This window comes from Bacillus sp. 22446 (assembly GCF_052044955.1).
Lineage (GTDB): Bacteria > Bacillota > Bacilli > Bacillales > Bacillaceae > Bacillus > Bacillus altitudinis.
This window is the reverse complement of the sequence record NZ_JBQEOD010000001.1, coordinates 95,756-120,300: the sequence shown is the minus strand read 5'-3', so window position 1 is coordinate 120,300 and position 24,545 is coordinate 95,756. Positions and strand designations below refer to the sequence as shown.

At 40.7% G+C, this 24,545-nt stretch carries 30 protein-coding genes; 22 read left to right on the top strand and 8 right to left on the bottom strand.

Annotated features, from left to right (window positions below; genetic code table 11):
* Window positions 1-190: 190 nt before the first annotated feature.
* The 8 genes from ilvD (at window position 191) to ACTJJD_RS00565 (ending at window position 6,702) form a co-directional block, all read left to right on the top strand.
* Window positions 191-1,867, top strand: coding sequence for a dihydroxy-acid dehydratase (ilvD, locus tag ACTJJD_RS00600; RefSeq protein WP_007500822.1), 1,677 nt, complete (start codon window positions 191-193; stop codon window positions 1,865-1,867).
* Between the two features lie 81 nt (window positions 1,868-1,948).
* Window positions 1,949-2,383 carry a BrxA/BrxB family bacilliredoxin gene (locus ACTJJD_RS00595; RefSeq protein WP_008346384.1) on the top strand — a complete coding sequence of 145 codons (435 nt, stop codon included), beginning with the start codon at window positions 1,949-1,951 and terminating at the stop codon, window positions 2,381-2,383.
* Between the two features lie 65 nt (window positions 2,384-2,448).
* Window positions 2,449-3,246: a class I SAM-dependent methyltransferase gene (locus ACTJJD_RS00590; RefSeq protein ID WP_025207514.1), complete on the top strand. Its 798-nt coding sequence runs from the start codon at window positions 2,449-2,451 to the stop codon at window positions 3,244-3,246.
* A 266-nt stretch (window positions 3,247-3,512) separates the two neighbouring features.
* Entirely contained in the window at window positions 3,513-4,130 is a 618-nt protein-coding gene (locus ACTJJD_RS00585; protein ID WP_007500816.1) for a YpjP family protein, read from the top strand.
* Window positions 4,131-4,148: 18 nt separating this feature from the next.
* The gene (locus ACTJJD_RS00580; RefSeq protein ID WP_008346387.1) at window positions 4,149-4,676 is read left to right on the top strand and encodes a phosphatidylglycerophosphatase A family protein; all 528 of its coding nucleotides are present in this window, start codon (window positions 4,149-4,151) and stop codon (window positions 4,674-4,676) included.
* Window positions 4,677-4,779: 103 nt separating this feature from the next.
* Window positions 4,780-5,574 carry a thymidylate synthase gene (locus tag ACTJJD_RS00575; RefSeq protein ID WP_017367468.1) on the top strand — a complete coding sequence of 265 codons (795 nt, stop codon included), beginning with the start codon at window positions 4,780-4,782 and terminating at the stop codon, window positions 5,572-5,574.
* Window positions 5,571-6,059, top strand: a complete 489-nt coding sequence (gene folA / locus ACTJJD_RS00570) for a type 3 dihydrofolate reductase (protein ID WP_281201271.1) — start codon at window positions 5,571-5,573, stop codon at window positions 6,057-6,059. The genes ACTJJD_RS00575 and folA overlap by 4 nt, the downstream gene beginning before the upstream one ends.
* A gap of 19 nt (window positions 6,060-6,078) precedes the next feature.
* Window positions 6,079-6,702, top strand: coding sequence for a lysophospholipid acyltransferase family protein (locus ACTJJD_RS00565; RefSeq protein ID WP_035703293.1), 624 nt, complete (start codon window positions 6,079-6,081; stop codon window positions 6,700-6,702).
* A 38-nt stretch (window positions 6,703-6,740) separates the two neighbouring features.
* Here ACTJJD_RS00565 and trhA read toward each other — a convergent pair whose 3' ends face one another.
* Both trhA and ACTJJD_RS00555 read right to left on the bottom strand, forming a co-directional pair.
* Complete coding sequence (gene trhA / locus ACTJJD_RS00560) at window positions 6,741-7,376, bottom strand: PAQR family membrane homeostasis protein TrhA (protein WP_025207512.1); 636 nt, start codon at window positions 7,374-7,376, stop codon at window positions 6,741-6,743.
* A 13-nt stretch (window positions 7,377-7,389) separates the two neighbouring features.
* Entirely contained in the window at window positions 7,390-8,358 is a 969-nt protein-coding gene (locus tag ACTJJD_RS00555) for a sigma 54-interacting transcriptional regulator (protein ID WP_047946650.1), read from the bottom strand.
* Window positions 8,359-8,538: 180 nt separating this feature from the next.
* On the opposite strand from ACTJJD_RS00555, the gene ilvA reads away from it, so the two are divergent.
* The 7 genes from ilvA (at window position 8,539) to ypmT (ending at window position 13,364) form a co-directional block, all read left to right on the top strand.
* Window positions 8,539-9,807, top strand: coding sequence for a threonine ammonia-lyase IlvA (gene ilvA / locus ACTJJD_RS00550; protein ID WP_008346398.1), 1,269 nt, complete (start codon window positions 8,539-8,541; stop codon window positions 9,805-9,807).
* A gap of 36 nt (window positions 9,808-9,843) precedes the next feature.
* On the top strand, window positions 9,844-10,095 hold the full coding sequence (locus tag ACTJJD_RS00545) for a YpmP family protein (protein ID WP_008346400.1): 252 nt from the start codon (window positions 9,844-9,846) through the stop codon (window positions 10,093-10,095).
* 184 nt (window positions 10,096-10,279) lie between these two features.
* Window positions 10,280-11,122, top strand: coding sequence for a DegV family protein (locus ACTJJD_RS00540; protein ID WP_135227108.1), 843 nt, complete (start codon window positions 10,280-10,282; stop codon window positions 11,120-11,122).
* A 22-nt stretch (window positions 11,123-11,144) separates the two neighbouring features.
* Window positions 11,145-11,735: an SCO family protein gene (locus tag ACTJJD_RS00535; RefSeq protein WP_440608017.1), complete on the top strand. Its 591-nt coding sequence runs from the start codon at window positions 11,145-11,147 to the stop codon at window positions 11,733-11,735.
* A gap of 69 nt (window positions 11,736-11,804) precedes the next feature.
* Complete coding sequence (locus ACTJJD_RS00530) at window positions 11,805-12,566, top strand: SGNH/GDSL hydrolase family protein (protein WP_025207511.1); 762 nt, start codon at window positions 11,805-11,807, stop codon at window positions 12,564-12,566.
* Window positions 12,567-12,575: 9 nt separating this feature from the next.
* Window positions 12,576-13,142, top strand: a complete 567-nt coding sequence (locus ACTJJD_RS00525) for a YpmS family protein (RefSeq protein ID WP_024718556.1) — start codon at window positions 12,576-12,578, stop codon at window positions 13,140-13,142.
* A 24-nt stretch (window positions 13,143-13,166) separates the two neighbouring features.
* Complete coding sequence (gene ypmT, locus ACTJJD_RS00520; protein ID WP_008346409.1) at window positions 13,167-13,364, top strand: protein YpmT; 198 nt, start codon at window positions 13,167-13,169, stop codon at window positions 13,362-13,364.
* A gap of 188 nt (window positions 13,365-13,552) precedes the next feature.
* On the opposite strand, the gene ACTJJD_RS00515 is transcribed toward ypmT, so the two are convergent.
* The 3 genes from ACTJJD_RS00515 to ACTJJD_RS00505 form a co-directional block, all read right to left on the bottom strand.
* On the bottom strand, window positions 13,553-14,221 hold the full coding sequence (locus ACTJJD_RS00515) for a DUF4397 domain-containing protein (RefSeq protein ID WP_286108367.1): 669 nt from the start codon (window positions 14,219-14,221) through the stop codon (window positions 13,553-13,555).
* 117 nt (window positions 14,222-14,338) lie between these two features.
* A complete protein-coding gene (locus ACTJJD_RS00510; RefSeq protein ID WP_008346413.1) occupies window positions 14,339-14,599 on the bottom strand; it encodes a hypothetical protein in 261 nt (86 codons plus the stop codon).
* Between the two features lie 52 nt (window positions 14,600-14,651).
* Window positions 14,652-15,083 carry a MarR family transcriptional regulator gene (locus tag ACTJJD_RS00505; protein WP_007500780.1) on the bottom strand — a complete coding sequence of 144 codons (432 nt, stop codon included), beginning with the start codon at window positions 15,081-15,083 and terminating at the stop codon, window positions 14,652-14,654.
* A gap of 138 nt (window positions 15,084-15,221) precedes the next feature.
* Between ACTJJD_RS00505 and msrA the strand changes: the two genes are divergently transcribed.
* Together msrA and msrB are read left to right on the top strand one after the other, a co-directional pair.
* Window positions 15,222-15,755, top strand: a complete 534-nt coding sequence (msrA, locus tag ACTJJD_RS00500) for a peptide-methionine (S)-S-oxide reductase MsrA (RefSeq protein ID WP_017367464.1) — start codon at window positions 15,222-15,224, stop codon at window positions 15,753-15,755.
* Window positions 15,755-16,186 carry a peptide-methionine (R)-S-oxide reductase MsrB gene (gene msrB / locus ACTJJD_RS00495; protein ID WP_050827310.1) on the top strand — a complete coding sequence of 144 codons (432 nt, stop codon included), beginning with the start codon at window positions 15,755-15,757 and terminating at the stop codon, window positions 16,184-16,186. Before msrA ends, msrB begins: the two co-directional genes overlap by 1 nt.
* Window positions 16,187-16,238: 52 nt before the next feature.
* Here the strand turns inward: msrB and ACTJJD_RS00490 are convergent, their stop codons facing one another.
* A complete protein-coding gene (locus tag ACTJJD_RS00490) occupies window positions 16,239-17,267 on the bottom strand; it encodes an SDR family NAD(P)-dependent oxidoreductase (RefSeq protein WP_050827309.1) in 1,029 nt (342 codons plus the stop codon).
* A 253-nt stretch (window positions 17,268-17,520) separates the two neighbouring features.
* Between ACTJJD_RS00490 and ACTJJD_RS00485 the strand changes: the two genes are divergently transcribed.
* Window positions 17,521-18,243 carry an acylneuraminate cytidylyltransferase family protein gene (locus ACTJJD_RS00485; protein WP_017367462.1) on the top strand — a complete coding sequence of 241 codons (723 nt, stop codon included), beginning with the start codon at window positions 17,521-17,523 and terminating at the stop codon, window positions 18,241-18,243.
* A 28-nt stretch (window positions 18,244-18,271) separates the two neighbouring features.
* On the opposite strand, the gene ACTJJD_RS00480 is transcribed toward ACTJJD_RS00485, so the two are convergent.
* Both ACTJJD_RS00480 and ACTJJD_RS00475 read right to left on the bottom strand, forming a co-directional pair.
* Window positions 18,272-19,066: a CgeB family protein gene (locus tag ACTJJD_RS00480; protein ID WP_440600044.1), complete on the bottom strand. Its 795-nt coding sequence runs from the start codon at window positions 19,064-19,066 to the stop codon at window positions 18,272-18,274.
* 183 nt (window positions 19,067-19,249) lie between these two features.
* Entirely contained in the window at window positions 19,250-19,651 is a 402-nt protein-coding gene (locus ACTJJD_RS00475; RefSeq protein WP_007500770.1) for a hypothetical protein, read from the bottom strand.
* Between the two features lie 208 nt (window positions 19,652-19,859).
* On the opposite strand from ACTJJD_RS00475, the gene cgeC reads away from it, so the two are divergent.
* From cgeC to ablA, 4 genes are all read left to right on the top strand, one after another.
* Entirely contained in the window at window positions 19,860-20,180 is a 321-nt protein-coding gene (gene cgeC / locus ACTJJD_RS00470) for a spore maturation protein CgeC (RefSeq protein ID WP_050827307.1), read from the top strand.
* Window positions 20,181-20,198: 18 nt separating this feature from the next.
* Window positions 20,199-21,494: a glycosyltransferase family 2 protein gene (locus ACTJJD_RS00465; RefSeq protein ID WP_050827306.1), complete on the top strand. Its 1,296-nt coding sequence runs from the start codon at window positions 20,199-20,201 to the stop codon at window positions 21,492-21,494.
* A 155-nt stretch (window positions 21,495-21,649) separates the two neighbouring features.
* Entirely contained in the window at window positions 21,650-23,026 is a 1,377-nt protein-coding gene (locus ACTJJD_RS00460) for a sigma-54 interaction domain-containing protein (protein ID WP_024718563.1), read from the top strand.
* Window positions 23,027-23,142: 116 nt separating this feature from the next.
* Window positions 23,143-24,543, top strand: coding sequence for a lysine 2,3-aminomutase (ablA, locus tag ACTJJD_RS00455; RefSeq protein WP_008346434.1), 1,401 nt, complete (start codon window positions 23,143-23,145; stop codon window positions 24,541-24,543).
* Window positions 24,544-24,545 lie beyond the last annotated feature (2 nt).

Genomic DNA, 24,545 nt, shown 5'->3' with positions numbered 1-24,545 from the left:
ATATAGTAGTACCAATATAGAATATTGGAGGTCAGATTTTATGACACAATCCTTGCTGAGCACTTGCTTCAGCAGAGAAATCAGTCACTATCTATTATAGGTGGCTAAATAAACAGAAAATTTGTAAAATAAAATGAACTCAAAATCATACAGTCAACAAGACTAGTAGTATAGGAGGCTTTTTAAACAGATGGCAGAACTTCGCAGTAATATGATTAAACAAGGAATTGACAGAGCACCTCACCGAAGCTTACTAAGAGCAGCTGGGGTAAAAGATGAGGATTTTGGCAAACCGTTTATTGCCGTATGTAATTCCTATATTGATATTGTCCCAGGGCATGTCCATCTTCAGGAATTCGGAAAAATTGTGAAAGAAGCCATTCGTGAAGCTGGCGGTGTTCCATTTGAATTCAATACAATTGGGGTAGATGATGGTATTGCGATGGGGCATATTGGGATGAGATATTCATTGCCAAGCCGTGAAATCATTGCTGATTCAGTAGAGACCGTGGTGTCTGCACACTGGTTTGATGGCATGGTTTGTATTCCAAACTGTGATAAAATCACGCCAGGTATGATGATGGCTGCCATGCGTGTGAATATCCCAACTGTATTTGTCAGTGGTGGACCGATGGAAGCTGGGAGAACAAGTGATGGCAGAAAAATTTCTCTTTCTTCTGTCTTTGAAGGCGTAGGCGCATACCAATCAGGGAAAATTAATGAAGAGGAATTAAACGAATTAGAGCAATTTGGCTGTCCAACATGCGGATCTTGCTCTGGTATGTTTACAGCAAACTCAATGAACTGTTTAGCAGAGGCGCTAGGGATTGCTCTTCCTGGAAATGGAACCATTCTGGCGACTTCACCAGAACGAAGAGAATTTGCGAAGAAGTCAGCAAAACAATTGATGGAGCTAATCAAAAAAGACATTAAACCACGTGATATTGTCACTGAAAAAGCGATTGATAACGCATTTGCTTTAGATATGGCACTTGGTGGTTCAACCAATACAGTTCTTCATACATTGGCGATTGCAAATGAAGCAGGCGTTGAATATTCACTTGAGCGTATCAATGAAGTCGCAGAACGTGTGCCTCATTTATCGAAACTTGCTCCAGCTTCAGATGTTTATATTGAAGATTTACATGAAGCTGGCGGAGTGACCGCTGCACTAAATGAATTGTCCAAAAAAGAGGGGGCTCTTCATTTAGATACCATGACCGTCACAGCGAAAACGTTAGGCGAGAATATTGCAGGTCATGAGGTAAAAGATTATAACGTCATTTATCCAATTGACAAGCCATTTACTGAAAAGGGCGGTTTAGCCGTTTTATTTGGAAACCTTGCGCCAGATGGAGCGATCATTAAAACAGGCGGTGTACAAGACGGCATCACACGTCATGAAGGACCTGCGATCGTATTTGAATCCCAAGAGGAAGCACTTGAAGGAATCATTAATCGAAAAGTAGAAGCAGGACATGTTGTCATTATTCGTTATGAAGGACCTAAAGGCGGTCCAGGTATGCCTGAAATGCTAGCACCAACTTCACAAATTGTTGGAATGGGACTTGGTCCAAAGGTTGCTTTAATTACAGACGGACGATTCTCCGGTGCTTCTCGCGGATTGTCTATTGGACACGTCTCTCCAGAGGCAGCAGAAGGCGGCCCGCTTGCCTTTGTTGAAAATGGTGATCATGTCGTTGTTGATATCGAAAAACGCATTTTAAGCGTAGATGTCCCGGAAGAAGAATGGGAAAAAAGAAAAGCAAACTGGAAAGGCTTTGAGCCAAAAGTAAAAACAGGTTACCTTGCCAGATACTCAAAACTTGTGACATCAGCCAATACAGGCGGAATCATGAAAATTTAATGTGAAATTGATCATTTGAAAATTGGCTCTCTCTATAGTATCCTTTATTCACAACATAAGGATTATAGAGGGGGCTTTTTTATGTCAATGGCATATGAAGAATATATGCGTCAGCTCGTCGTACCAATGCGCCAAGAACTAACAAGTGCAGGGTTTCAAGAGTTGACGACTGAAGAAGAAGTAGAAAAAACGATGCAGGAAGCAGAAGGAACAACATTTGTTGTCGTCAATTCCGTATGCGGATGTGCTGCCGGTTTAGCACGCCCTGCTGCTACTCAAGCTGTCATGAAAGCAGAAAAAGCACCAGATCGAATGGTGACGGTCTTTGCTGGTCAGGACCGGGAAGCAACGGCTAAAATGAGAGAATACTTCACAGGTGAGGAGCCATCTTCTCCATCTATGGCACTTTTAAAAGGAAATGAACTTGTTCACTTTATCCCGCGTGACGAAATTGAAGGTCATGAAATGGAAGATATTATGAAGAACGTCTTATCTGCATTTGAAAAACATTGCTAATACAAATGTTGAAATGTCCTGTGATCCATCAGGGCATTTTTTCTTGATTATGATGGAGGAACGTCATGCTCATTACAACAAGCTTTAGAGCAAATGAACAAACAATTGAAACGGCAAAGGCCCTCGCAAAGGACTTGCATGGTGAGTATATCGAGCGGCGCAAACAATCTGTCAAACAGCTTGCGATCAAGCGGGGGGATGTACTCGTTGTTGGGAAAGAACGATTTGAATGGTATCAGCCAAATGGTGAAAAGTTCTTTTTCCATCCAAGCTCAGCGATGTTTAGGGTGAAGCGGGTTCTGCGAGGGGAAAAAGATCCATTAATAGAAGCAGCACAATTAAAGCCGGGCGATTCCTTTTTAGATTGTACGCTTGGCTTAGGATCTGATGCGATTACCGCAAGCTGCACTACAGGAACCAATGGAAAAGTGGCCGGTATTGAAAAAAATCCGATGACGGCATTGCTTGTTCGAGAAGGACTCATCACATGGGAAACGGGTGTGAGAGAGGCAGACGAAGCGATGAAACGGATATCTGTTATCAGCGGGGATAGTATTGAGCAGTTAAAGAAGCTCCCTGATCGATCCTATGATATCGTCTATTTTGACCCAATGTTCGAAGAAACCATACAAGAGTCTGCTAGTATGATGCCGCTTCGTCATGCAGCTGAGCATCATTTTGACCATGAAACCGCTGTGAAAGAAGCAATGAGAGTGGCTAGAAAAAGAGTGGTTTTAAAAGATCATTGGAAAAGCACACGATTTACCACTGATTCCTATCAATTTCAGGTGATGAAACGTAAAACCGCCCAATTCCATTACGGATATATCTCAATAGAAGAAGACAAATCAACAAAACTTTAATCACTCTTAACAATTAAAAAAGCCCTATTTCAGGGCTTTTAATCGGTGATCTCCATATAGACAAAATAAAATAACGTCAGCAAGGAAGCTGTGATGAAAAACCCTTCAAGCATATCCATTCCTCCCAAATTTTAGTCGTCGTTACTGTCATTGTAAACGTTTTATCATGAAAAAGAAAGTCTCAACTCAATGACCAAATTGAATGACTGAAAATTCATTATATGCTAGAATAGCAGTATGATAACTTATGGAAGGAATTAGATATCATGAAAATGTGGATGAGAAAAACGCTTGTTGCACTCTTTACGATTGCGACTTTTGGTTTAATCTCTCCTCCATCGGCTTTGATGACAGACAAGCCATCTGAACTTTCTTCATCTGATAAAGCACCTTATACAGCAGTTTATGATACATCAGATGATACGCGCAGCTGGGAATTATCGCAAGAAGACAACAAAGAGCGGGTAGACCCCTTTGAGCAATATAAGCAAGAGGTTCTATCAAGTGCAGAAAACCAATCCTTTCTCAAATTTGGTCGTAAAATCACACCTGTCATTGAGGACGAGTATAGAGAAGAGATTCAACCAAAAATTGAACAAGTGTTAACCGACTTTTTAACAAATTTCAAAGATGACGAAAAATTTCAAGATGTTGTTTTAACTGATCAACCTTCAAGCGGAAATGGGGAAAAAATCTTCCACATTTATAATAGAAAGACTGGAGAAGATTTGCTTCGTTTTCATGTCAGGAGAGATCAGCCGCCTCACAGCGGATATTGGTTTAATTTTCACTACCATACAGCAGAAGATGGATTCCAGACGCATCATGAACTCGGTAATATTTACTGGGATAAAAACACCCCGCCGAGCTGGATGAGCCACTAGAAGGAGATGTCATGCCAATTGAAAAAGTATACAATGAACGAAATGGTTCGCATTACAAAACAGATGTTAAACGAGCGTGGAGTGAAAATAGAAGATATTGCACACATTGTGCTGAAACTCCAAGAGAAATACAACCCAAATCTTCCACTTAGTGTCTGCATTGAAAATGTTGAAAAAGTGCTGAATAAAAGGGAAATTGTCCACGCAGTTTTGACAGGACTTGCTCTTGATCAGCTGGCAGAAAAAAAGCTTTTGCCAGAACCTTTGCAGCATTTAGTTGAAACAGATGAACCGCTATATGGAATTGATGAGATTATTCCGCTTTCCATTGTCAATGTATATGGATCAATCGGTTTGACCAACTTCGGTTATCTAGACAAAGAGAAATTTGGTATTATTAGAGAATTAGATGAAGGTCGTCCTGGTGAAGTACACACCTTCCTTGATGACCTTGTCGCTGCGCTTGCCGCCGCCGCCGCAAGTCGCATAGCTCACTCTCACCAAGATATTAAGGACGAAGAGCAGGATCGAGTGAATCAAGCATAAAAAGAAAAACATGTCTGCTCATCTTGCAGACATGTTTTTTTGGTTTCAACAAAAGCAGAAATAAGGTAAACTACAACAAGAACATAAATAAAGGATGAAAAAAATGAAACAATACAAAGAGTTATGCCGTCATGTATTACAGCACGGGGATGAAAAAGGTGACAGAACAGGAACAGGCACTATCAGCACGTTCGGTTACCAAATGAGATTTGATTTACAGGAAGGATTTCCTCTATTAACAACAAAGAAATTACACCTGAAATCAATCATTCATGAGTTACTGTGGTTTTTAAAAGGTGATACAAATGTCAAATATCTTCAAGAAAATGGTGTCCGTATTTGGAATGAATGGGCAGATGAAAATGGAGAGCTAGGGCGTGTGTATGGTGCGCAGTGGAGATCATGGGCGAGCGGAGACGGAGAGACAGTGGATCAGATCAGCAAGCTGATCCATGATATTGAGAATCATCCTAATTCGAGAAGATTGATTGTCAGTGCGTGGAATCCAGGAGAAATTGATCAGATGGCGCTGCCTCCTTGTCATTGCTTGTTTCAATTTTACGTATCAAACGGTAAATTATCGTGCCAGCTCTATCAACGTTCGGCAGATATCTTTTTAGGTGTGCCTTTTAATATTGCTTCGTATGCACTTCTAACGATGATGATTGCCAAAGTGACAAACCTTGAGCCAGGAGAGTTTATTCATACGCTAGGAGATGCTCATATTTATCAAAATCATCTTCCGCAGGTCAAAATGCAGTTAGAGCGTGAGGAGCGCACACTTCCGCAGCTTCGCATCACTAGAGATGTCAAAAGTATTTTTGATTTTACGTTTGATGATTTTGTGCTCGAGAACTATGATCCACATCCGCATATTAAAGGAGAAGTCAGTGTATGATTTCCATGATAGTGGCGACAGGAAAAGACAGAGTCATTGGCAAAGATAATCAAATGCCTTGGCATTTACCCGCTGATTTAGCGTATTTTAAAAAAGTCACAAGTGGCCATACCATTGTCATGGGCAGAAAAACGTTTGAATCAATTGGACGAGCACTGCCTAACCGCCGGAATATCGTGTTAACCACAAGTTCTTCTTTTCAAGCTGAAGGATGCGAGGTAGTTCATTCAATCGATGATATTTTAAACATTGCGAAGACCGAGGAAGAATTATTGATCATTGGCGGGTCTAAGCTGTATGAGGAAATGATGCCATACGCAGATCGTCTATATATCACGCACATTCATCATTCATTTGAAGGCGACCGTTTCTTCCCTTATTACGATGAAGAGAATTGGACGGTTGTATCACGTGAAAAAGGCCAACGTGACGAAAAGAACCCCTACAATTATGAATTTGTCGTCTATGACAGAAAAGAAGGATAAGTGAGTAGGAGGAGTACGGTTGTTTCGTTATTGGTTTTTAACGATTTATGTTGTTGTATCCTTTTTTAAAAGTATAAGGCATTTGTATGATCATGAATTAACGGATCCACGCATTTCCTATACGAAACGAATGCATCTCATCCATGAGCATGCAAAAAGGTTTGCCAGAGGGTGTATTGATCAATCAGGATCGGTCATGACCATTCATCAGCAAAAAAAGCTGCCAGATGGTCCTGTTATTTATGTCACAGAAGCACATCATCCAGTGACGACGACATTGCTGATTGGTCACTTAGAGAAGCCATTTGCTTTTATGGCAAAACCGCATCTGTTTCGCTATCCCATCTTAAAACAATGGTTGAAGAAGATGGCGGTGATCAAGCAGAATCAATCTGATGAGGCGTTATTAGAAGAAGCTAGAGAAAGAGTTCTATCTGGCCAGAGTCTGTTGCTTTCTGAACAGTATCGTGTCATGGCAGAAACGCTTGCTGAAGAATGTAACTGCTCACTTGTTCCGGTTGAAACAAGCGGCACAGACCGTCTTTTAACAGGGAAGATCGTCAAAAGACTTCGTCCAGTTAATGTCGATATCCATATCAAAGCACCGGTCAAGATGAGTGATTACGCACAAAAGCGCGCATAGAAAAAACCAGCATCCACATTCGGATGCTGGTTTTTTGATCATGCTGGGATGTTGACGCAATAAAATAGAATGCAGAAGAACATGGATGCACTTCCGCCGAGAACAAAGCTGTGCCAAATCGCATGATGATAGGGAATTTTCCGCCAAATATAAAAGATCGTTCCGACTGAATACAAAATACCGCCTAATAGTAAGAGGCTGAATCCAGCTCCTGTTAATTGAATGTACAGAGGTTTAATTGCGATGATAATCATCCAGCCCATTAATAAATAAACAAGGGTGGATACAATGATAAACCGTTTGACGAAAAAGATTTTAAAAACGATACCGCCTGCAGCAAGCGCCCATACGATTGCAAGAAGAGTATAGCCCAGTGCGCCTTTTAATGGGCCAAGCAAAAATGGCGTATATGTACCAGCAATCAATACATAAATCGCAGAGTGGTCAAGGATTTCAAATATATCTTTTGTTTTTTTGTGCCGAATGCTATGAAGCAAAGTAGAGCTTAAATAAAGCAGCAGCATCGACGCGCCAAATATCGAAAAGCTAATAATGTCAGTGACAGTACCGTATTGAACAGCGAATAAAACGAGAAAAACAATGGCGGGAATGGATAAAATGACGCCAATGCCATGTGTAATTGCGTTGGCAATTTCTTCTTTTACAGTAAACAATGGATGTCCTCCTTTATTGAACCGGTATATAACCATCAAGCGACTTCAGAAATGAGAGACCTTCAAGTGTAATCTTCGTTCCAGCTCTGCCTTTCCCTTTCGTCACATAGGCTTTTTTCTCAAGATCATCTAATCGACTCCTGACTTGCTGAGGGGTCAGCGGGATGTCGCCTTGTTTGCTTAACTCAGACAAGATACGTCTGCTGGCTGCTTCTCCTTTTTCATTTAGAGACTTAATGGCTTCGAGTAAGAAAACAAATTCTTGTTTCTCCATAAGCGTGAGCTGGTGTTCTTCTTTTTTTCCTTTACCAGCTGTTTGTTGAGGTAATAATACAAAAGGTGGCAAGTGATGCAAGAAAACTGTTTGCCCTTCGAGAATCGCGGCTGCATAATGAACGATATTTTTGAGCTCCTGGACATTCCCTTCAAACGAATATTGCTGTAAGACTTCCCACACACTTGAGTCGATGTCAGGCGTCATGTTCAGTTCTCGAAAGAAAGCAGCAGTTAAAATAGGAATATCTGTTTTTCGATCTTCCAAAGGCGGGAGAGGGATATGAAGCACATTGAGCCGATAAAACAGCTCAGGTAAAAAACTGGACGAAACGCTCATCGCCTCTAATGATAAAGACGAAGAAGCAATGATTTTTGTTGCAGGAGAATCTTCGAGAAAACGAATGACCTGATGCTGCATAGGAATACTAAATGCGCTGACTTCGTCTAAATAAAGCACATGATTTGCCGCATGAGTAAATGCTTCCTGCAAAGTCACTTCATCTACAATGGGGCAATAGATATATTTCATCGAAGCCTGCGCAGCAAATGAATGGGCCATTTCTTGTGCAAAGCGTGATTTGCCTGTTCCAATTTCACCTGTGATCAACACAGGCTGATCGTTTTTCGTGAATTGTTTTGCCAAATGAATGGCGTGTTTTATATCTTGGTGTTCTCCATATATATTGGCAAACGGATGTGTGGTCATCGAGCGATTCCTTTCTTTTGGTTCTAATTGGTTTTATTATAACACCCAATTAGAACAAATGTATAGAAAAACGAAAAAGTTCATGAAATTTATCTCCGATCCATGATCTATTGGTTTATTTTTTGAATATTCATGTTATAATGACAAATTAAATAAGGTTAAAGAGAAAGGATCTTGTACATGAAACCGTTGCTCAAAGAAAACACGCTAATTCAAGTGAAAGACATCTTAAAAGCCCATCAAAATTTGAAGGATGTAGTGATTCATACACCACTTCAAAAAAATGAGCGACTTTCTGAACGATATGAATGTAATGTCTACTTAAAAAGAGAGGACTTGCAAGTTGTTCGTTCTTTTAAATTAAGAGGCGCTTTTAATAAAATGAGCCAGTTGCCAAAAGAAAAACTAGAAAATGGCATTGTTTGTGCCAGTGCAGGAAATCACGCACAAGGCGTTGCCTATTCTTGCAAATATTTAGGTATCCACGGGAAAATCTTTATGCCTGCTACCACACCAAGGCAAAAAGTATCTCAAGTGGAGCTGTTCGGAAAAGAATATGTTGACATTATCTTAACCGGAGATACCTTTGATGATTCGTATCATGAAGCAGTCAAATGCGGAGATAAGGAAAAGCGGGAATTTATCCATCCGTTTGATGATTTAGATGTCATGGCAGGACAAGGAACAACTGCTGTAGAAATATTAAATGATATCGAAGTGGAGCCTCACTTTTTATTTGCAAGTGTTGGGGGCGGAGGTTTGTTATCTGGCGTTGGCACGTATATGAAAAATATCGCACCAGAAACAGAAATTATTGCAGTCGAGCCGCTTGGTGCCGCCTCACTTCATGCTTCCCACGAGAAAGGGGAGGTTGTCACACTTGATTCAATCGATAAGTTTGTAGATGGAGCAGCGGTTCAGCGGATTGGCGAAAAGACGTTTACGTCGCTTCAGTCTGTTGTCGATAAGATTAGTCTTGTACCAGAAGGAAAAGTATGTACAACCATTTTAGAGCTGTATAATCAATGTGCAATTGTAGCTGAGCCAGCGGGTGCGTTACCGATCGCGGCTTTAGATGCACATCGTGAGGAGATTAAAGGGAAAAATGTCGTTTGTATTGTTAGCGGAGGCAATAATGACATTGGCCGAATGCAAGAAATCAAGGAACGCTCCATGATTTATGAAGGGCTCCAGCATTATTTCATCGTTAATTTTCCGCAAAGAGCAGGTGCTCTCAGGGAATTTTTAGATGAAGTGTTAGGGCCAAATGATGATATCTCACGCTTTGAATATACGAAAAAGAATAACCGAAGCAAAGGACCTGCGCTTGTTGGTATCGAATTGAAAGAAAGAGATGACTATGCAGCGCTGATTGACCGAATGAATAAAAAAGGCTTTCACTATGTTGAAGTGAATAAAGATCAAGATTTATTCCACCTATTTATTTAGGCTTAACAGATAATTGGAAAAGAGGATTGATCGTTTGTGCTGCTCAAAACAATATGTTTTAGACGGATGGATGGAGCTCAGATCAAGGTAACAGAAGTCCCTGTTTTAAAGGGAGATGAATCCTATGGTTTCATGCTCACCTTTAGACTTGAAGCTTTCTTGAAAAAAGTCTATGTATCTAAGGGAAAGAGGCATGTGTACTCTTTCAGGGAGGATGTGAAACGTAACGTCAAGTGGAGCACATATGAACAGATCTATCAAGAGCCTACATTGAAACACAATGCGTAAATAAGAATCTTTGTCAAAGGAGTAAAAGGCCGCTTCAAGTGCGCCTGCTCAGTTTGGCAAGGATTTTTTACATGAAAAGAAGAAAATGTGACAATTTCAAAAACGTTCTGACAGTTGTTTTGAAGATTGAAGGAAATAAGGTAATATCTTAAGTAAAGACTAAGACAGCAAGGATGAGACGATAGTGAAACAAATTAAAATTGTAACAGATTCAACTGTGGACCTTCCGCAAGAAAAAATCAATGATCTTTCCATTCATGTCATTCCGCTCAATATCTCCATTTCTGGGGTTGATTATATTGACCGAGTGAACATACAGCCAGATGAATTTATTGAAAAAATGGAGGCCGCTGAGGAACTGCCGAAAACGTCTCAACCTGCGATCGGTCAATTCGTCGAATTATATGAAAAACTGACGGCAGATGGAAGCGAAGTCATTAGTATCCATTTAACTGGTGGGATGAGTGGTACGGTTCAAACTGCTGAAAGCGCTTCTAAAATGGTAGACGGGAATATCACTGTCATTGATTCGAATTTTATTTCCTATGGTTTAGGGTTTCAAGTCACCAAAGCAGCAGAGCTTGCAAACAAAGGGGCAAGCCGTGATGACATCCTCAAAGAAATGGACAAAATTCGTCTTAAAACAAAGCTATTTGTCACAATCGATACATTAGAAAATCTCGTGAAAGGTGGACGAATTGGAAGAGGAAAGGCGCTGATCGGTTCACTTCTTCATATTAAACCAATTGCCAGCTTAACAGACGGCATATACACACCAGAAGCGAATGTGAGAAGTTACTCCGCTCTTGTCCGCTATTTGACAAAACAGTATGTACAGGCGGTGAAAGGGAAAACCGTTCAGGCAATTGGGATTGCACATGCAGACGCATTAGAACTTGCAGAAAAGCTTAAAGCAGCACTGCTTGATCACACACCTGATGCACTAGTTGACATTGCTTATACAACTCCGATTATTTCCTGTCATACTGGTAAGGGCGCTATAGGCTTTACTTTTTATACCGATTGATTGAAAAGGGGATGTAATTGTCATGTATACAAAAAGGGGAGCCTTATTTGGTGCGCTTACGATCATAAGCGTGCTTCTTTTAGTCTCATGTTCAAATGGACAAATCAAGGATGCATTAAATTATCAAATCCAGCCGTTTGAGTATCAAAACCAGGATGGTCAAAAGGTGTCGCTCGACGATTTAAAGGAGAAAGTCTGGGTGGCAGATTTTATTTTCACAAGCTGTGAAACGATTTGCCCGCCGATGACGGCACATATGACAGAGCTACAAAAACGGTTAAAAGAAGAAAAATTGGATGCGCACATCATTTCATTTAGCGTCGACCCAGAGGTGGATTCACCGAAAAAGCTAAAGGAATTTGCAAAAGCATATCCATTATCCTTTAAAAATTGGGATTTTCTCACTGGTTACTCGCAGTCAGCGATTGAAAAATTTGCAATGAAAAGCTTTAAGACGATTGTGAAAAAACCTGAAGACGAAGACCAAGTGATACATCAATCTCTGTTTTTCCTCGTTGATCAAGAAGGAAAAGTGATGAAAAACTATGATGGTGTTCAAAATACGCCATATGATGAAATCATCAAGGACATCAAAACACTGAATCGAAGCTAGCATAAGGATGTTCAAATGAGCGAAAACATGATACACTTTTTTAATCAGAAAAAGGAGGGACATCATCGTTTGAAGGCTCGTTTGATTTTGATTGTGATGTCTCTAGCTTTTGTTCTTTCTGCATGTTCCGCGCAAGAGGCTGGCATAAAGGATAAACTAGAAGACACACAAAACGTAAAAGAACATATTACAATTGCAGCGGTTGGAGATTCCTTAACAGAAGGAATCGGAGATCAAAATAAAAAAGGGTATGCCGGCATCACCCGTGACAAGATAGAAGCGGTGGACGGTGTACAGTCTGTTACATTAAAAAACTATGCCATTAAAGGCAGTAGAACGGTAGATTTATTAAAAAGATTAAAAGAAAAAAAAGTGCAGGATGGACTGAAAGACGCTGATTATATTTTCTTTACGATCGGCGGAAATGACTTAATGCATGTCGTCCGTCAAAATGTGCTCAACTTGACATTTGCTCCTTTTCAAAAAGAGCAAGGTCCTTTTGAAGAGCGTTTTAAGACCATTCTTGCTCAATTAAGAGAGCATAATGACCATGCAAAGATCATGTATGTCAGTATGTACAATCCTTTTAAATTCAGCTTGTCTGAGCTGAGAGATATTGATGAGGTCGTCAAAGACTGGAATGCTGCTGCCGAAAAAGAACTAAAAAAAGACGGCAATGCTGATATGATCGATGTAGCAGATTTATTTGAAGATGATCAAGATGAAAAATTACTGGCAGATGATGATTTCCACCCAAACCAAAAGGGGTACTCTCTTATGGCAAATCGTTTATTCTCAGAAGTGAAAAAAGAAGGACTGCCGAAGGAATAGGGTGAAAAGATGAAAAAATGGAAGAGTTTATTTTTTATTTTACTGTCAATTAATCTATTGATTGTTCTTGTATGCGGTATTTTTATGCTGCTGCCGAGCGATCAATCCGCTTCGAAAAAAGAAGTGAACAGCGAGTATGCTTTTAACATTTCTAGTTCAAAAGAGTCGCTTACCAGCTTTGTCAATGATTATTTGAAAAACCAAGGATCAAGCGATATGCCCGACTTTCATGTTGCGATTGACCAAGATGTGAAAGTAACAGGTGCAATCAAAGCTTTTTCTTCAACGATTAATGCAAATGTATCATTTACACCATCTGTTGAAGATAATGGGGATGTTCTGCTGAAAGTAGATGACTTTTCAATTGGACAATTAAGCATCCCAATCAGTTTTGTTTTAAGCTACATGGGTCAATTCTATGAACTGCCTGATTTCGTTCATGTGAAACCAGACCAAAAAACGGTGGAAGTGCGCCTTTCAGAAATGCCGCTGACGAATGATATGTATGTCAAAGCGAACAAAATTGATCTTGAGAATGATGAAATTGAATTCTCATATTATCATCCAAAGCAATAGAACGTGTAAGTCAGGAGTGAAACTATGAAGCGAGTCTATCAATATTTTAGTTTACTGTCGCTCTTATTTGCTGCATACTTTGGCATGACAGCTGCCTCTCATTTAAAAGCAGAAAATATCGACCAGTTTTACTTAAATATCGCCTATTGTGCATTATTTTTAGGTACCATGATTCTTGCTTTTGATTTTCAAAAACAAGAAAAAGCTGAAGATGTCTCGTAAATAGCCTTTTCCATTTGGAAAGGCTATTTATCTTATTTTCAGCGTGATTGAAAATCTTTGCATTCTAGGAAGGACGAGTACCGGCGCAGAGTGAATGTGACATTCGTGAGCACCGGCACGCAGGACTGACACCGAATGCGAGGGTTTGTCTACACGCTAAGAGCCTTTTCCATTTGGAAAGGCTCTTTTTACATTTGGTGAGACAAGACGACTTTTGCCATTAGCTCTGGCTCTCCGTTTGCAAATCCATGAAGTAAAATAAGATAGGCCCGCTTTGTTTGCAGGTGAACTTTCGGAATATCAAGCAGTACACTTTGAGTACCGGCAGCTTTTAATTCAAAGTGATACTTATTCGGAGAGAAGTGGTGGGTTTGGGTGCCGTTCACATATCCGAGCTCCTTTGATAACATGCCTTGATCTCGTTCATATATATCAATGAAAGGGAGGTCTGGTGACAGCTGGATAAACGTGAGTGCTGATAGCTCATCTTGCTTAATCAGCGAGTCTTGCTTTTCTGTGAGCAGCGCAAAGCCGGTACGAGCTCCCGTGATACATAGCGTGTAAGTCTCGTTTCCATTAATCATCATACGAGAAGAAAGAATTCTTTCTTTTGTAGCCAGCTTGAATACTTCTATCTCATAAACACCCTCATCCCATTCCATATAAGCAGACAGCTGACCGTATGGCAGCTTTTTTTGGATTGGCTGCTGATTTACAAATACAGCAAGCTCACTTAAATCCGGTGCAGCGTGAAATAATCGAATAACAGCTTTGGAAATGGTGTTTCTCGGATGGTATGGGGGGAAGGTAGCTAATGGACGATATTGAAATTGATTCATCTCGTAGAGCTGCTGCACGTCTTTATCCCTTCTTTCTCTGCAATGTGTTTTTTGTAGCGTATGCAAGAAAGGGACGATCTGTATAGGCAAAAGAAACATAGAAAAAAGCCTGACAAAAAGTGTCAGGCTCTCGTATTAAGAAGGAGATGAATATTGATGATATTCAGCCAGCTTAATGAACGTTTTTTCATCCTCAATTAATCCGCAAACGCCGCACTGGACTTTGATTTTCGGTCCTTGATAGTTCATGTGAAAAGGAGAAAGCTGATCTCCTTCATATGTTTCGACAATGGCTCCAGTTGCTGGATCAAGTTTCACGGGTTCTGAATGCTGCTCGATGAGATTAAAACGCGTTCTGTTGGTCTTGCAGTTCGGACAAAGATATGGACTTGTCATGGTTCATTCCACCTTTTTATCCGTAGCATGTCCTCCACGCTAAAATCTATGCTTAATCCTTTTGACTTTTATCCAGCTTTTTAAATAATTTGATCATCGTTTTCAGTTCTTCATCATCAAATGATTCAAATCGTTCCATGAAGTATTCTGTTTTCTTTTTCTCAAAATGCTCAGTAATTTCCTTACCCTTATCGGTTAAGTGAATTTTGATGATGCGTCGATCCTCTTTTGAACGGATACGAGTGATCCAGCCTTTTTCTACAAGTGTGTCGGTTACAGCTGTAATATGGCTTGCTGATACACCGAGAATTGAGGCGAATTCCGTTACTTTTTTTGCGCCTTGTTCACGCAGCAGATTTAAAATGAGAAATTCATTCCGAGATAATTCGTTTTCAAGCAAGCTGTTAATTTCATAACGTATTTGCTTAAATACGGTTCTCAGTAAAGTATCCATTTCATACATCATTTGTTTTCTTTGTTCCAATCATTAAACCCCCATTATATTTTAAGATACGACAGAATGCTTTCTTTTGTTTTTAGGTATACAAGTCGTATCATTTTCATTATTTTTTATCATGTTATAATATGATGATACCATTTTTTAAATGAAGGGGGCACTAATATGTCTGAAAAACAAGAATTAGCCACATTTGCTGGAGGCTGTTTCTGGTGTATGGTTAAACCTTTTGATGAACAGCCAGGCATTATCAAAGTTGAATCAGGGTATACTGGCGGACATACAGTGAATCCAACCTATGAGGAAGTATGTACAAATACGACAGGCCATAGAGAAGCCGTTCAAATTACCTTTGATCCAGACGTTTTTCCGTATGAGAAGCTATTAGAACTATATTGGCAGCAAATAGACCCAACAGATGATGGAGGACAATTTGGTGATAGAGGAGAGTCCTACCGTACAGGGATTTATGTCCACAATGAAAAACAAAGGCAACTTGCAGAAACATCAAAAGAGCAGCTGAGCCAAAGCGGAATTTTCCAAAAGCCAATCGTGACAGAAATTTTAGAGGCTGGTCCTTTTTATCCTGCTGAGGAATATCATCAGCATTATTATAAAAAGAACAAAATGCACTACGAACGATACCATGTCGGTTCGGGCAGAGCAGGTTTTATTCAATCTCATTGGAGTGATAAATAATGGTTAACGAAAAAGAGCAGCGCATCAAAGAATTAAACCGAATGCAGTACGAAGTGACGCAAAATAATGGCACTGAGCCGCCATTTCAAAATGAATTTTGGGATCATAAGGAAGAGGGCATATATGTAGATATCATTTCAGGCAAACCATTGTTTTCTTCTTTAGATAAATTTGATGCCCATTGCGGCTGGCCAAGTTTTACAAAACCGATTGAAGATCAAGAGGTAGAAGAGAAAGTAGATACGAGCCATGGCATGGTGCGGACTGAAGTTCGCAGCAAGACGGCCGACTCTCACCTTGGTCATGTATTCCCTGACGGCCCAGGGCCAAACGGTCTAAGGTATTGTATTAATTCTGCCGCTTTAAAGTTTATCCCGAAGGATGATCTTGAAAAAGAAGGCTATGGTCATTTGAAACACATCTTTCAATAATTGATTTAAAAATCGTCACATGGAAGTCAGCTGCTTCCGTGTGACGATTTTTTTATTTTTTATGATGGGTATGATGTAATTGTTCAATGATGTGAAACAGCTTCTCTTTTGTAATGAGCGGTGCTTCGTTTGATGTGTAATGGGTCAAATGAACTTTTTGAAAATGAGGGTGAAGATGTGGTCTTGGTAAAATGGCATAAAATTGTTCATGTTCAAACAGTGCATCTGCCTCGTGAGGGAATGTGAGCTCCTCGTGAAGTTTTTCTCCAGGTCTTTTTCCGACAACGAGAATATCAGGAGAAGGAACATTGATCAGACCGGCATATTCATGAAATGCTTTCAATAGATCAGCCAGCTGTAATGACTCCATCTTGAGGATGAATGTTTCGCCGCCTTTCATCATGATAGCTGCTTCAAGCGTGAGAGATACAGCTTCTTCGATAGACATAAAAAAGCGTGTCATCTTAGGATCAGTTACAGTTAGAGGTTGTTCATTTAACAACTGTTGAAGCATGATGGGGATGACGGAACCCCTTGATCCAAGCACATTGCCAAACCGGACAGAGCAAAACCTCGTTTTCTGATTTGAAATACTTTCATTCGCTTGAAAAAACAATTTTTCTGAAATTAATTTTGTAGCTCCCATGGCATTTGTCGGAGAAACCGCTTTGTCAGTTGAAATGTTGACAACATGACTGACTTCATGTTCAAGTGCTGCTTCAATGACATGTTGTCCGCCGATGATGTTGGTTTGGACAGCTTCAAACGGATTATCTTCGCAGGTGGGTACTTGTTTGAGTGCAGCTGCATGGAAGATGATATCTACCCCTTTGACAAGCTGCCTGACGCGGCTGGCATCCCTCACATCTCCAAGTGCAAATACAACCTCTGGATTTGCCGCATATTCATTTTTCATCATGTATTGTTTACTGTCATCTTTACTGAAGACAATGACCTTTTTAGGAGAGCATGCTGTTAATTTTTTCACAATCTGCCGGCCAATCGAACCCGTACCGCCTGTGACCAAGATGATTTTGTCACGAAAAAAGGTCTTCAAACTCGTTTCTATTTGTTTGGACATATCTAATCCCCCAACTCTCATTTCTCTACTTTGCATCATATGTGAAAGAGAGGAAGACGTTTGAGGAAAAGAACCACTTCATGCATAAATTAGGTGAACCAATTATAACCATCTGCTTGACGACTTAATAGAATATGTAGAGATAGAAGATTAAGTAGAATAGCGAGGCACCTGAAGACTTCAGTACGGCGATCAGTTCAGCTCTCAGAATTTATTCACTGATACTGAGCTGCGCGAGGGGAGAAGATCATACATGTATAGGGGAAATCGTATTTTAGCCATGATACCAGCTTTTAGCAGCAAGCAGGGACATCATGCTGAACACATTCGCGTATTGGCGGAGCGGCCGCTGATCTATTGGACCATTCAGCCACTATTACAAATGATTGAATTAGATGAAGTCATCGTATCTTCAGAGGATGTGAATACTCAAATCATTTCATCTCACTACGGAGCAAATGTGATTGAACTGCCAAGCACACATGTGACAGAACAAACACCTTCTTTAGTAGCTGTGAAGCATGCGCTTGCTTATTTAGAACGAGAGGGAAAGACGTTTGATATTGTTTTGTATTTGCATCCAGCATCACCACTAAGGCAGACGGCAGATATTGAGAACTGCTTGCAGCTTCTAGTAGAGGGGGGATATGATTGTGCGGCTTCTTTTACAGAGGCATTAGAAAATCCAAATGAAACTTGGACACTTCATGACACCAATGAAGCCAGCCTGTATAAGGACAATCATTATTTTTTTGTACCAACTCAGGAGCACCCTTATACGTATGGACGTTTAAATGGAGCTGTCTATGCGTTTCATGTTCCATATGCAAAAGAATGCATTCATTCCTTTTTAGAAGGATCTGTTGGTGCATATATGATGGATCATGCGCAATCGCTTGTTGTAAAAAGTGAGGAAGATCGGAAAAAGGCAGAGAAGATTTTATTGGCTCGACAAGATGCAGAAGGAACGGCATAAGATGATGGCAATTAAAAAAAGCGCCCGGTCATAGGGCGCTTTTGACTATTTCATAAAGTCTGTAAGGCAGCGTATCAAATGTGTTCCAGCGAACGACTTGCTCGTAATTGTTCTCTGCAACCGATTGTCTTTGTTGAGGGTTTGTTACATAGTGCTCGACCTTTTTAATCAAATCGTTTTCATGTGTGTAAAAAGCGAAGCTTGAAAATGCCTGTGACGGTTGTAGATCTGTCAACTGAAAGCCTCCGCTTGCAGCGATATCAAATGCTCTGTTGTTGAGGCTCATATTTTGAACATTGGCTTTGTTTTGATTATAGGCAAATTGCGCGGGCCTGTGCGGATTCAGAACAATGGCTGATGTTTGATAGATGTCTGCCATCTGCTCGGGACTCAGCCAGTGGGTCATCAGTGAGAGATCACGATATCGTCTGCGTGATTTATTCAACACGCGATGCCACTCTTTTCCTGCTACGAGAATGCGCCATTTGTTTTGATGTAAGAGTGTATTGATGGCTTTGATGCGGTTTGGATAAGGGTAGCCAATGAGTGCAATGTCATAGATGCACGACTCATGTGGTGATTCTTTTTTCTGAAATACGTGTGTATTGGTCGGAATGGGAAAGTAGTGCGTGTGATTAGTGCCTAGTTGTTTGTAAAATGACAAAGCACCTTCGTCAATCGTTAAGATCAGCTGTGCATCACTTACGCATGCAGCTGACACATCTATATAAAAAGGGTCTTCTGTCATCCACAGTACAACGGGGACCTTTTCTTGTTTGAATTGATGAAGCAGTTCTGTTGGAATATGATCACCGATCATCATGAAAACAAAATCCGGAGAAAATGTCCGGATTTTGTGCATATGAGCGGGTAGAGTTTCCCTTTCCACCTTGACGCATGAAAAGGGGGAATCAATGAAGCTATCTTCTATCCATTGATCGAACATCCGATAGATTCCACCGTAGCCAGAGCTGATATAAAGAAGCTTCATGATGGCCCTCTCACATTAAGATGTGAACGTAACACTTTCTACTTTATCTACATCTAATAGAGTCGTTGCAGAGCCTGTAGGTGTCACAGAGCTTTCTTGTGTGACGAAAACAACACCTGTTGAAGCATCGAATGATACGAATTGAACGGGTCCGATTAAGTCACCTGAGTCCATGACAATGCTAATGACTGTTCCAGGTGCAAGTCTTGCGAAAATCCATCTTGCTGGTTGAGATACGTCGAGTGTTGTAGCAGAATCTGAAGGTGATGCTTCAGCAGCTACCTCACTAAATAAATCGTTCAATTTTTCTTCCACTTGAACTCCTCCTTCTTCGAGATTAACTGTTAACGCATGACTAAGCGGTTTGAAAAACAGCTTTAATAGCTCTTTTTTTAATTCGGCACGCTTTTCGCTCATGTTTTCCCCATCCTTTCTTCATCCATTCAAACACACCACTATGTATATGCCGTTCTCTTTTTTTGGTATAAGCATAATGCTCATTCCTTGTTCTTTTTTTCATTTAATGACTTCACACATTTTTGAAAAATGTTTTCAAATGCTGATGCTAAATGAAGTGATCCTCATACTCTAGTAAAGATCAAACGAGAAGAAAGAGGGAATCTGAATGGAATTTGAACAACTATTAAATGGCTGGAACGAAGAATTACTAGAAACAGAAGGAATACTTGAAGTTGTGTTGATAATACTTCTTCTTCATCTTTTAGAGGAAAGTGAGGAAGGGAATGCGTCAGAGATTAAAGAATTGCTGCGCCCGTGGCTTGAGCTCGGCATTCCGCTGCCGCGTGTTCATTTAGTCAATGGAGATGTGCTGCAAAACGTGGTTGTCGTACAATTGTTTGACTCAGTAGCAGTCTTTAAAAATGCGACAAATCAGCTAAGAGTAAGTGTTCCTTATGTGAACATTGTCAGCTGGGGGGCTTTTTAATCTATTTAAAAAAGGATAATGGTCATGAAAGTATCAGTGATATTAACAAGCTACAACAAACCTGATTTCATTGAACGTGTGCTAAAGAGTGTGGTAGAACAAACGTATCAGCATTGGGAGCTTTTGATCATGGATGATGGCTCTGAACAAGAAACGATCCAAAAGATGCAGCCTTATTTAGTGGATAAGCGCATTCAATTGTATTCTCATCAAATTCATCCTGCAAACCGGCTGAAGACTGTACGTTATGCAACGCTAATTAATGAAGCATTAACACGTATAACAGGTGAGCTGGTTTGTTATGTAACTGATGATACAGTCTACAGAAAAGATCGTTTAGAGAAAATGGTCGAGGTTTTTCAATCGAAGCCTCACATAGATATCGTCTATTCCTCGCAGCGTGTCGTGCATGTGAATCAGCATTTGGTGGAAACGGCGAGCTTCGTTCGAGAAGCAGATCAAGTGTTGGAGCATGCATCCTTTCAAGTCGACCATTGCTCTGTTATGCATAGAAGCCGGCTGCTTTCGCTTATTCATGAAAAATACGGACAATACTGGGCCGACGAACCAAAACATTGGCATCATGCTGACTCTGTGTTTTGGATGAGACTGAATCATTTTGCTGCGTTCTTTCCATTACAAGAAGTACTAGATACCACATATAAAACGCCACAATCATTCCATCATATGTTTGCGAGTATGCCCTACGATTTAATTGACGGAGCTGTGATTGAAAGAGAAGGCGATTATTATCAAATCGCTCACGGATATCTTCATCGCATTGACAAGCGTTGGGTGAATGAAAAGAACAGGCGTGCAATTCGTGTTCCTTCCTTATGTACGATGAAATATGAAATGAACGAGCCGCTGACAGTCCCGAATTATACAGTCGTCACCGCAGATAACGGCAGAACATTTTATTATATTGAACATCAGACAAAAAGACGGTTTGCTTCAAGACGTGATGTGCAATATTTTCAGTTTCATCAAAAGGAGATATACACGGTCACAAAACAGCAGCTGGAGACGTTTAAGGATGGCAAGATCATTCAAGTATCTCCTATATTCAGCCCGCCAAATAGACGGCTGTTTAAATGGAAACAAGATGTCTATTTATTTGTGCATGATACCTTTTGCCGAATTGTCCCTGAGGTAGTGAAAATATTTGCGTTTTACCATCAGCCAATCAAACTACAACCTTCTCAGTTTACATTTTTTCAAGAAGGAAAGCCAATTGTGCCGCTGTATATGGAGTCACTTCAGGAATTTGACTTGTCTCTTTATCAAACGTCAGGGCGAAAGCACTCCTCCTAAGAGGGGTGCTTTTTTAGAATTGACGAAAAAAGCAGGAGATCGACAGGAAAAAGCGAAACGTGAAAAGGATAGGGGAACACGTTGAACATCATCAAGCCGCTGAAAATTGGGCAATACAGTGCCGGATTTTCGGCATAGAAAGTGAGGGGGAAATAGTGGGGAAGGTTGTCGAAAGAGCGGATTGGTTTGAATTAATTTTAGAAGCCATCGATGAAGCGATTCACGTTGTAGACGATCAAGGGGTCACCATCTTTTATAATCATAATGCAGCGAAGTTCGACTGTTTAGCGAAAGAAGAGGTGATTGGCAAGTACATACTGGATGTGTATCCTTCATTAACTGAAAAGACAAGTACACTCATGCATGTACTTAGAACAGGAAAACCCATTTATCATTCGTTGCAAACCTATTTGAATAAAAATGGAGAAAAAATTGAGACCGTCAACACCACACTGCCCATTATGGAAGGCAGCAAGTTAATTGGGGCGGTAGAAGTAGCGAAGGATGTGTCGAAGCTGTCGGCGCTTTCGAATCGTTTAGATCAAAAAAAACGAACGGATGGTGCCGCAGAGACCACTCAAATGCTCGATTTTTCTTCATTTTTAACAAATGATCCACACTTAAAAGAGATGCTGGAGAAAGCGAAAAAAGCTGCTGCATATCCTTCATCGGTTATGGTCTTCGGGGAAACTGGGACAGGAAAAGAGGTACTCGTACAAGCGATTGTTCATGCATCTGATCGGAAAGATCAAGTCTTTATCCCGCAAAACTGCGCTGCTCTTCCAGAATCGCTGCTTGAAAGTCTTTTATTCGGGTCTGTCAAAGGAAGTTATACGGGCGCAATAGATCGCAAGGGGCTGTTTGAGTTAGCAGATGGCGGTACGCTTTTTCTTGATGAGCTGCAAGCGATGCCGCTTACGCTTCAAACAAAATTACTGCGTGTGTTAGAGGATGGTGTTGTCCGCCGGATAGGTGATGCAAAGGCGGTTCAAGTAAATGTCAGAGTGATTACTGCCCTCAATATCGACCCATTTGAAGCCGTTAAAAAACAAATGTTAAGAGAAGACTTATTTTATAGACTGCATGTGTCATCATTTCATATCCCGCCGCTTCGCACAAGGAAGCATGATATCCAGCTGTTATCCCGCCACTTTATTCAAACGTATCATCAGCAATTTTCTAAAAACGTCAACCGCCTTTCTGAAGAAACCGTCCAAGTATTTATGGCCCATCAGTGGCCAGGGAATGTCAGAGAATTAAAACATACGATCGAGCATGCCGTCTTGATGATGCCAAAGGAAGCAGAAGAAATCACCCCAGCATATCTCCCTGCCCATTTGCGGACGCATCAGATAGAAAGTCATCCGCCAGAGTCCTCATTAAAAAGTCAAGTGACGTCATTTGAACAAACGCTGATTCAAGAAGCTTTAAGACAGCACGCAGGGAATATTAAGCAAACGGCAGCCGCTTTAAAAATTCCTCGACAAACATTGCAGTATAAACTAAAAAAATATACAGATGCCGAAAAGTAGGCACTTCAAACATGTGAATGTGACGGAAAAGCTCCTTTTGTAAAGAATAGGGGCATTTTCCCATGTTGGCACATAACTTGCATAGTATAAAGTGAATGCTGATAGGGGGAATGGATATGAATCAAAAACTGTATCAACCTGCGCGACATTGGAAGGACATCGAACTTTGGAAGGACGTACCCGAGGAAAAGTGGAACGACTGGATTTGGCAGCTGACGCATACGGTCAAAACGCTTGAAGATTTAGAAAAAGTCGTGAACTTAACAGAAGAGGAAAAAGAAGGGGTGAAGATTTCCACGAAGACCATTCCACTCAACATTACACCCTACTATGCCTCACTGATGAATCCAGACGATCCAAGATGCCCAATCCGTATGCAGTCTGTACCGATTGCAGAAGAGCTTCATAAAACAAAATATGACCTCGAAGATCCGCTCCATGAAGATGAGGATTCACCTGTTCCAGGTTTAACGCACCGCTACCCAGATCGTGTGCTGTTTCTTGTCACAAATCAGTGCTCCATGTACTGCCGCTATTGTACGAGAAGGCGTTTTTCTGGTCAGATCGGGATGGGTGTGCCGAAAAAGCAATTAGATGCCGCCATTGGATATATTAGAGAAACCCCTGAAGTGCGGGATGTGTTAATTTCAGGCGGTGACGGGCTGTTAATTAATGATCAAGTGCTTGAATACATTTTGAAAAACTTACGAGACATTCCTCACGTTGAAATCATTCGAATTGGAACACGTGCACCGGTCGTGTTTCCGCAGCGAATTACAGATGAATTGTGTGAGATTTTAAAAAAATATCATCCTGTTTGGTTGAACACTCACTTTAATACAAGCATTGAAATCACAAAAGAAGCGAAAGAAGCGTGTGAGCGACTTGTCAATGCTGGCGTCCCTGTTGGTAATCAGGCGGTGATCCTAGCAGGAATTAACGACAGTGTTCCAATTATGAAGAAGCTGATGCATGATCTCGTCATGATTCGCGTCAGACCTTATTATATTTATCAATGTGATTTATCTGAGGGGATCGGCCACTTTAGAACACCTGTTTCAAAAGGCCTTGAAATCATTGAAGGCTTAAGAGGACATACGAGTGGTTATGCTGTGCCAAGCTTTGTTGTAGATGCACCAGGCGGAGGAGGTAAGATCACCTTACAGCCAAATTATTTATTATCTCAAAGCCCAGAGAAAGTGGTCCTGCGTAACTTTGAAGGTGTGATCACCTCTTATCCAGAGCCGGAACATTACGTCGCCGGCCAAGCAGATGCGTATTTTAATGAAATCTATGAAGAAAAGAAAGAACCCGCCATTGGCATAACAGCTCTATTTGAGGACGAAGCAAGATCCTTTACGCCTGAAAATTTAAGCCGAATGAAACGAAGAGAGTCTTATGAAACGAATCCTGAACATGATACGCTCAAAAACAAACGTGAAAAACGAGATGAATTAAAAGAGAAGAAATATCAAGCCCAGCTCAAAAAAGAACAAACCGTAAAGGAGGAGAAATAACG

Excerpts from the sequence above, each read along its gene's own strand:
- ypmT (WP_008346409.1), top strand. The coding sequence starts at position 13,167 with ATGAAGCGAGTCTATCAATATTTTAGTTTACTGTCGCTCTTATTTGCT.
- ACTJJD_RS00555 (WP_047946650.1), bottom strand. The coding sequence starts at position 8,358 with ATGACCACACATCCGTTTGCCAATATATATGGAGAACACCAAGATATA.
- ACTJJD_RS00590 (WP_025207514.1), top strand. The coding sequence starts at position 2,449 with ATGCTCATTACAACAAGCTTTAGAGCAAATGAACAAACAATTGAAACG.
- ACTJJD_RS00465 (WP_050827306.1), top strand. The coding sequence starts at position 20,199 with ATGGTCATGAAAGTATCAGTGATATTAACAAGCTACAACAAACCTGAT.
- ACTJJD_RS00585 (WP_007500816.1), top strand. The coding sequence starts at position 3,513 with ATGAAAATGTGGATGAGAAAAACGCTTGTTGCACTCTTTACGATTGCG.
- ACTJJD_RS00595 (WP_008346384.1), top strand. The coding sequence starts at position 1,949 with ATGTCAATGGCATATGAAGAATATATGCGTCAGCTCGTCGTACCAATG.
- ilvD (WP_007500822.1), top strand. The coding sequence starts at position 191 with ATGGCAGAACTTCGCAGTAATATGATTAAACAAGGAATTGACAGAGCA.
- ACTJJD_RS00485 (WP_017367462.1), top strand. The coding sequence starts at position 17,521 with ATGTATAGGGGAAATCGTATTTTAGCCATGATACCAGCTTTTAGCAGC.
- ablA (WP_008346434.1), top strand. The coding sequence starts at position 23,143 with ATGAATCAAAAACTGTATCAACCTGCGCGACATTGGAAGGACATCGAA.
- ACTJJD_RS00510 (WP_008346413.1), bottom strand. The coding sequence starts at position 14,599 with ATGACAAGTCCATATCTTTGTCCGAACTGCAAGACCAACAGAACGCGT.
- ACTJJD_RS00480 (WP_440600044.1), bottom strand. The coding sequence starts at position 19,066 with ATGATGATCGGTGATCATATTCCAACAGAACTGCTTCATCAATTCAAA.
- ilvA (WP_008346398.1), top strand. The coding sequence starts at position 8,539 with ATGAAACCGTTGCTCAAAGAAAACACGCTAATTCAAGTGAAAGACATC.
- ACTJJD_RS00475 (WP_007500770.1), bottom strand. The coding sequence starts at position 19,651 with ATGAGCGAAAAGCGTGCCGAATTAAAAAAAGAGCTATTAAAGCTGTTT.
- folA (WP_281201271.1), top strand. The coding sequence starts at position 5,571 with ATGATTTCCATGATAGTGGCGACAGGAAAAGACAGAGTCATTGGCAAA.
- ACTJJD_RS00575 (WP_017367468.1), top strand. The coding sequence starts at position 4,780 with ATGAAACAATACAAAGAGTTATGCCGTCATGTATTACAGCACGGGGAT.
- ACTJJD_RS00525 (WP_024718556.1), top strand. The coding sequence starts at position 12,576 with ATGAAAAAATGGAAGAGTTTATTTTTTATTTTACTGTCAATTAATCTA.
- ACTJJD_RS00535 (WP_440608017.1), top strand. The coding sequence starts at position 11,145 with ATGTATACAAAAAGGGGAGCCTTATTTGGTGCGCTTACGATCATAAGC.
- msrA (WP_017367464.1), top strand. The coding sequence starts at position 15,222 with ATGTCTGAAAAACAAGAATTAGCCACATTTGCTGGAGGCTGTTTCTGG.
- ACTJJD_RS00490 (WP_050827309.1), bottom strand. The coding sequence starts at position 17,267 with ATGTCCAAACAAATAGAAACGAGTTTGAAGACCTTTTTTCGTGACAAA.
- msrB (WP_050827310.1), top strand. The coding sequence starts at position 15,755 with ATGGTTAACGAAAAAGAGCAGCGCATCAAAGAATTAAACCGAATGCAG.
- cgeC (WP_050827307.1), top strand. The coding sequence starts at position 19,860 with ATGGAATTTGAACAACTATTAAATGGCTGGAACGAAGAATTACTAGAA.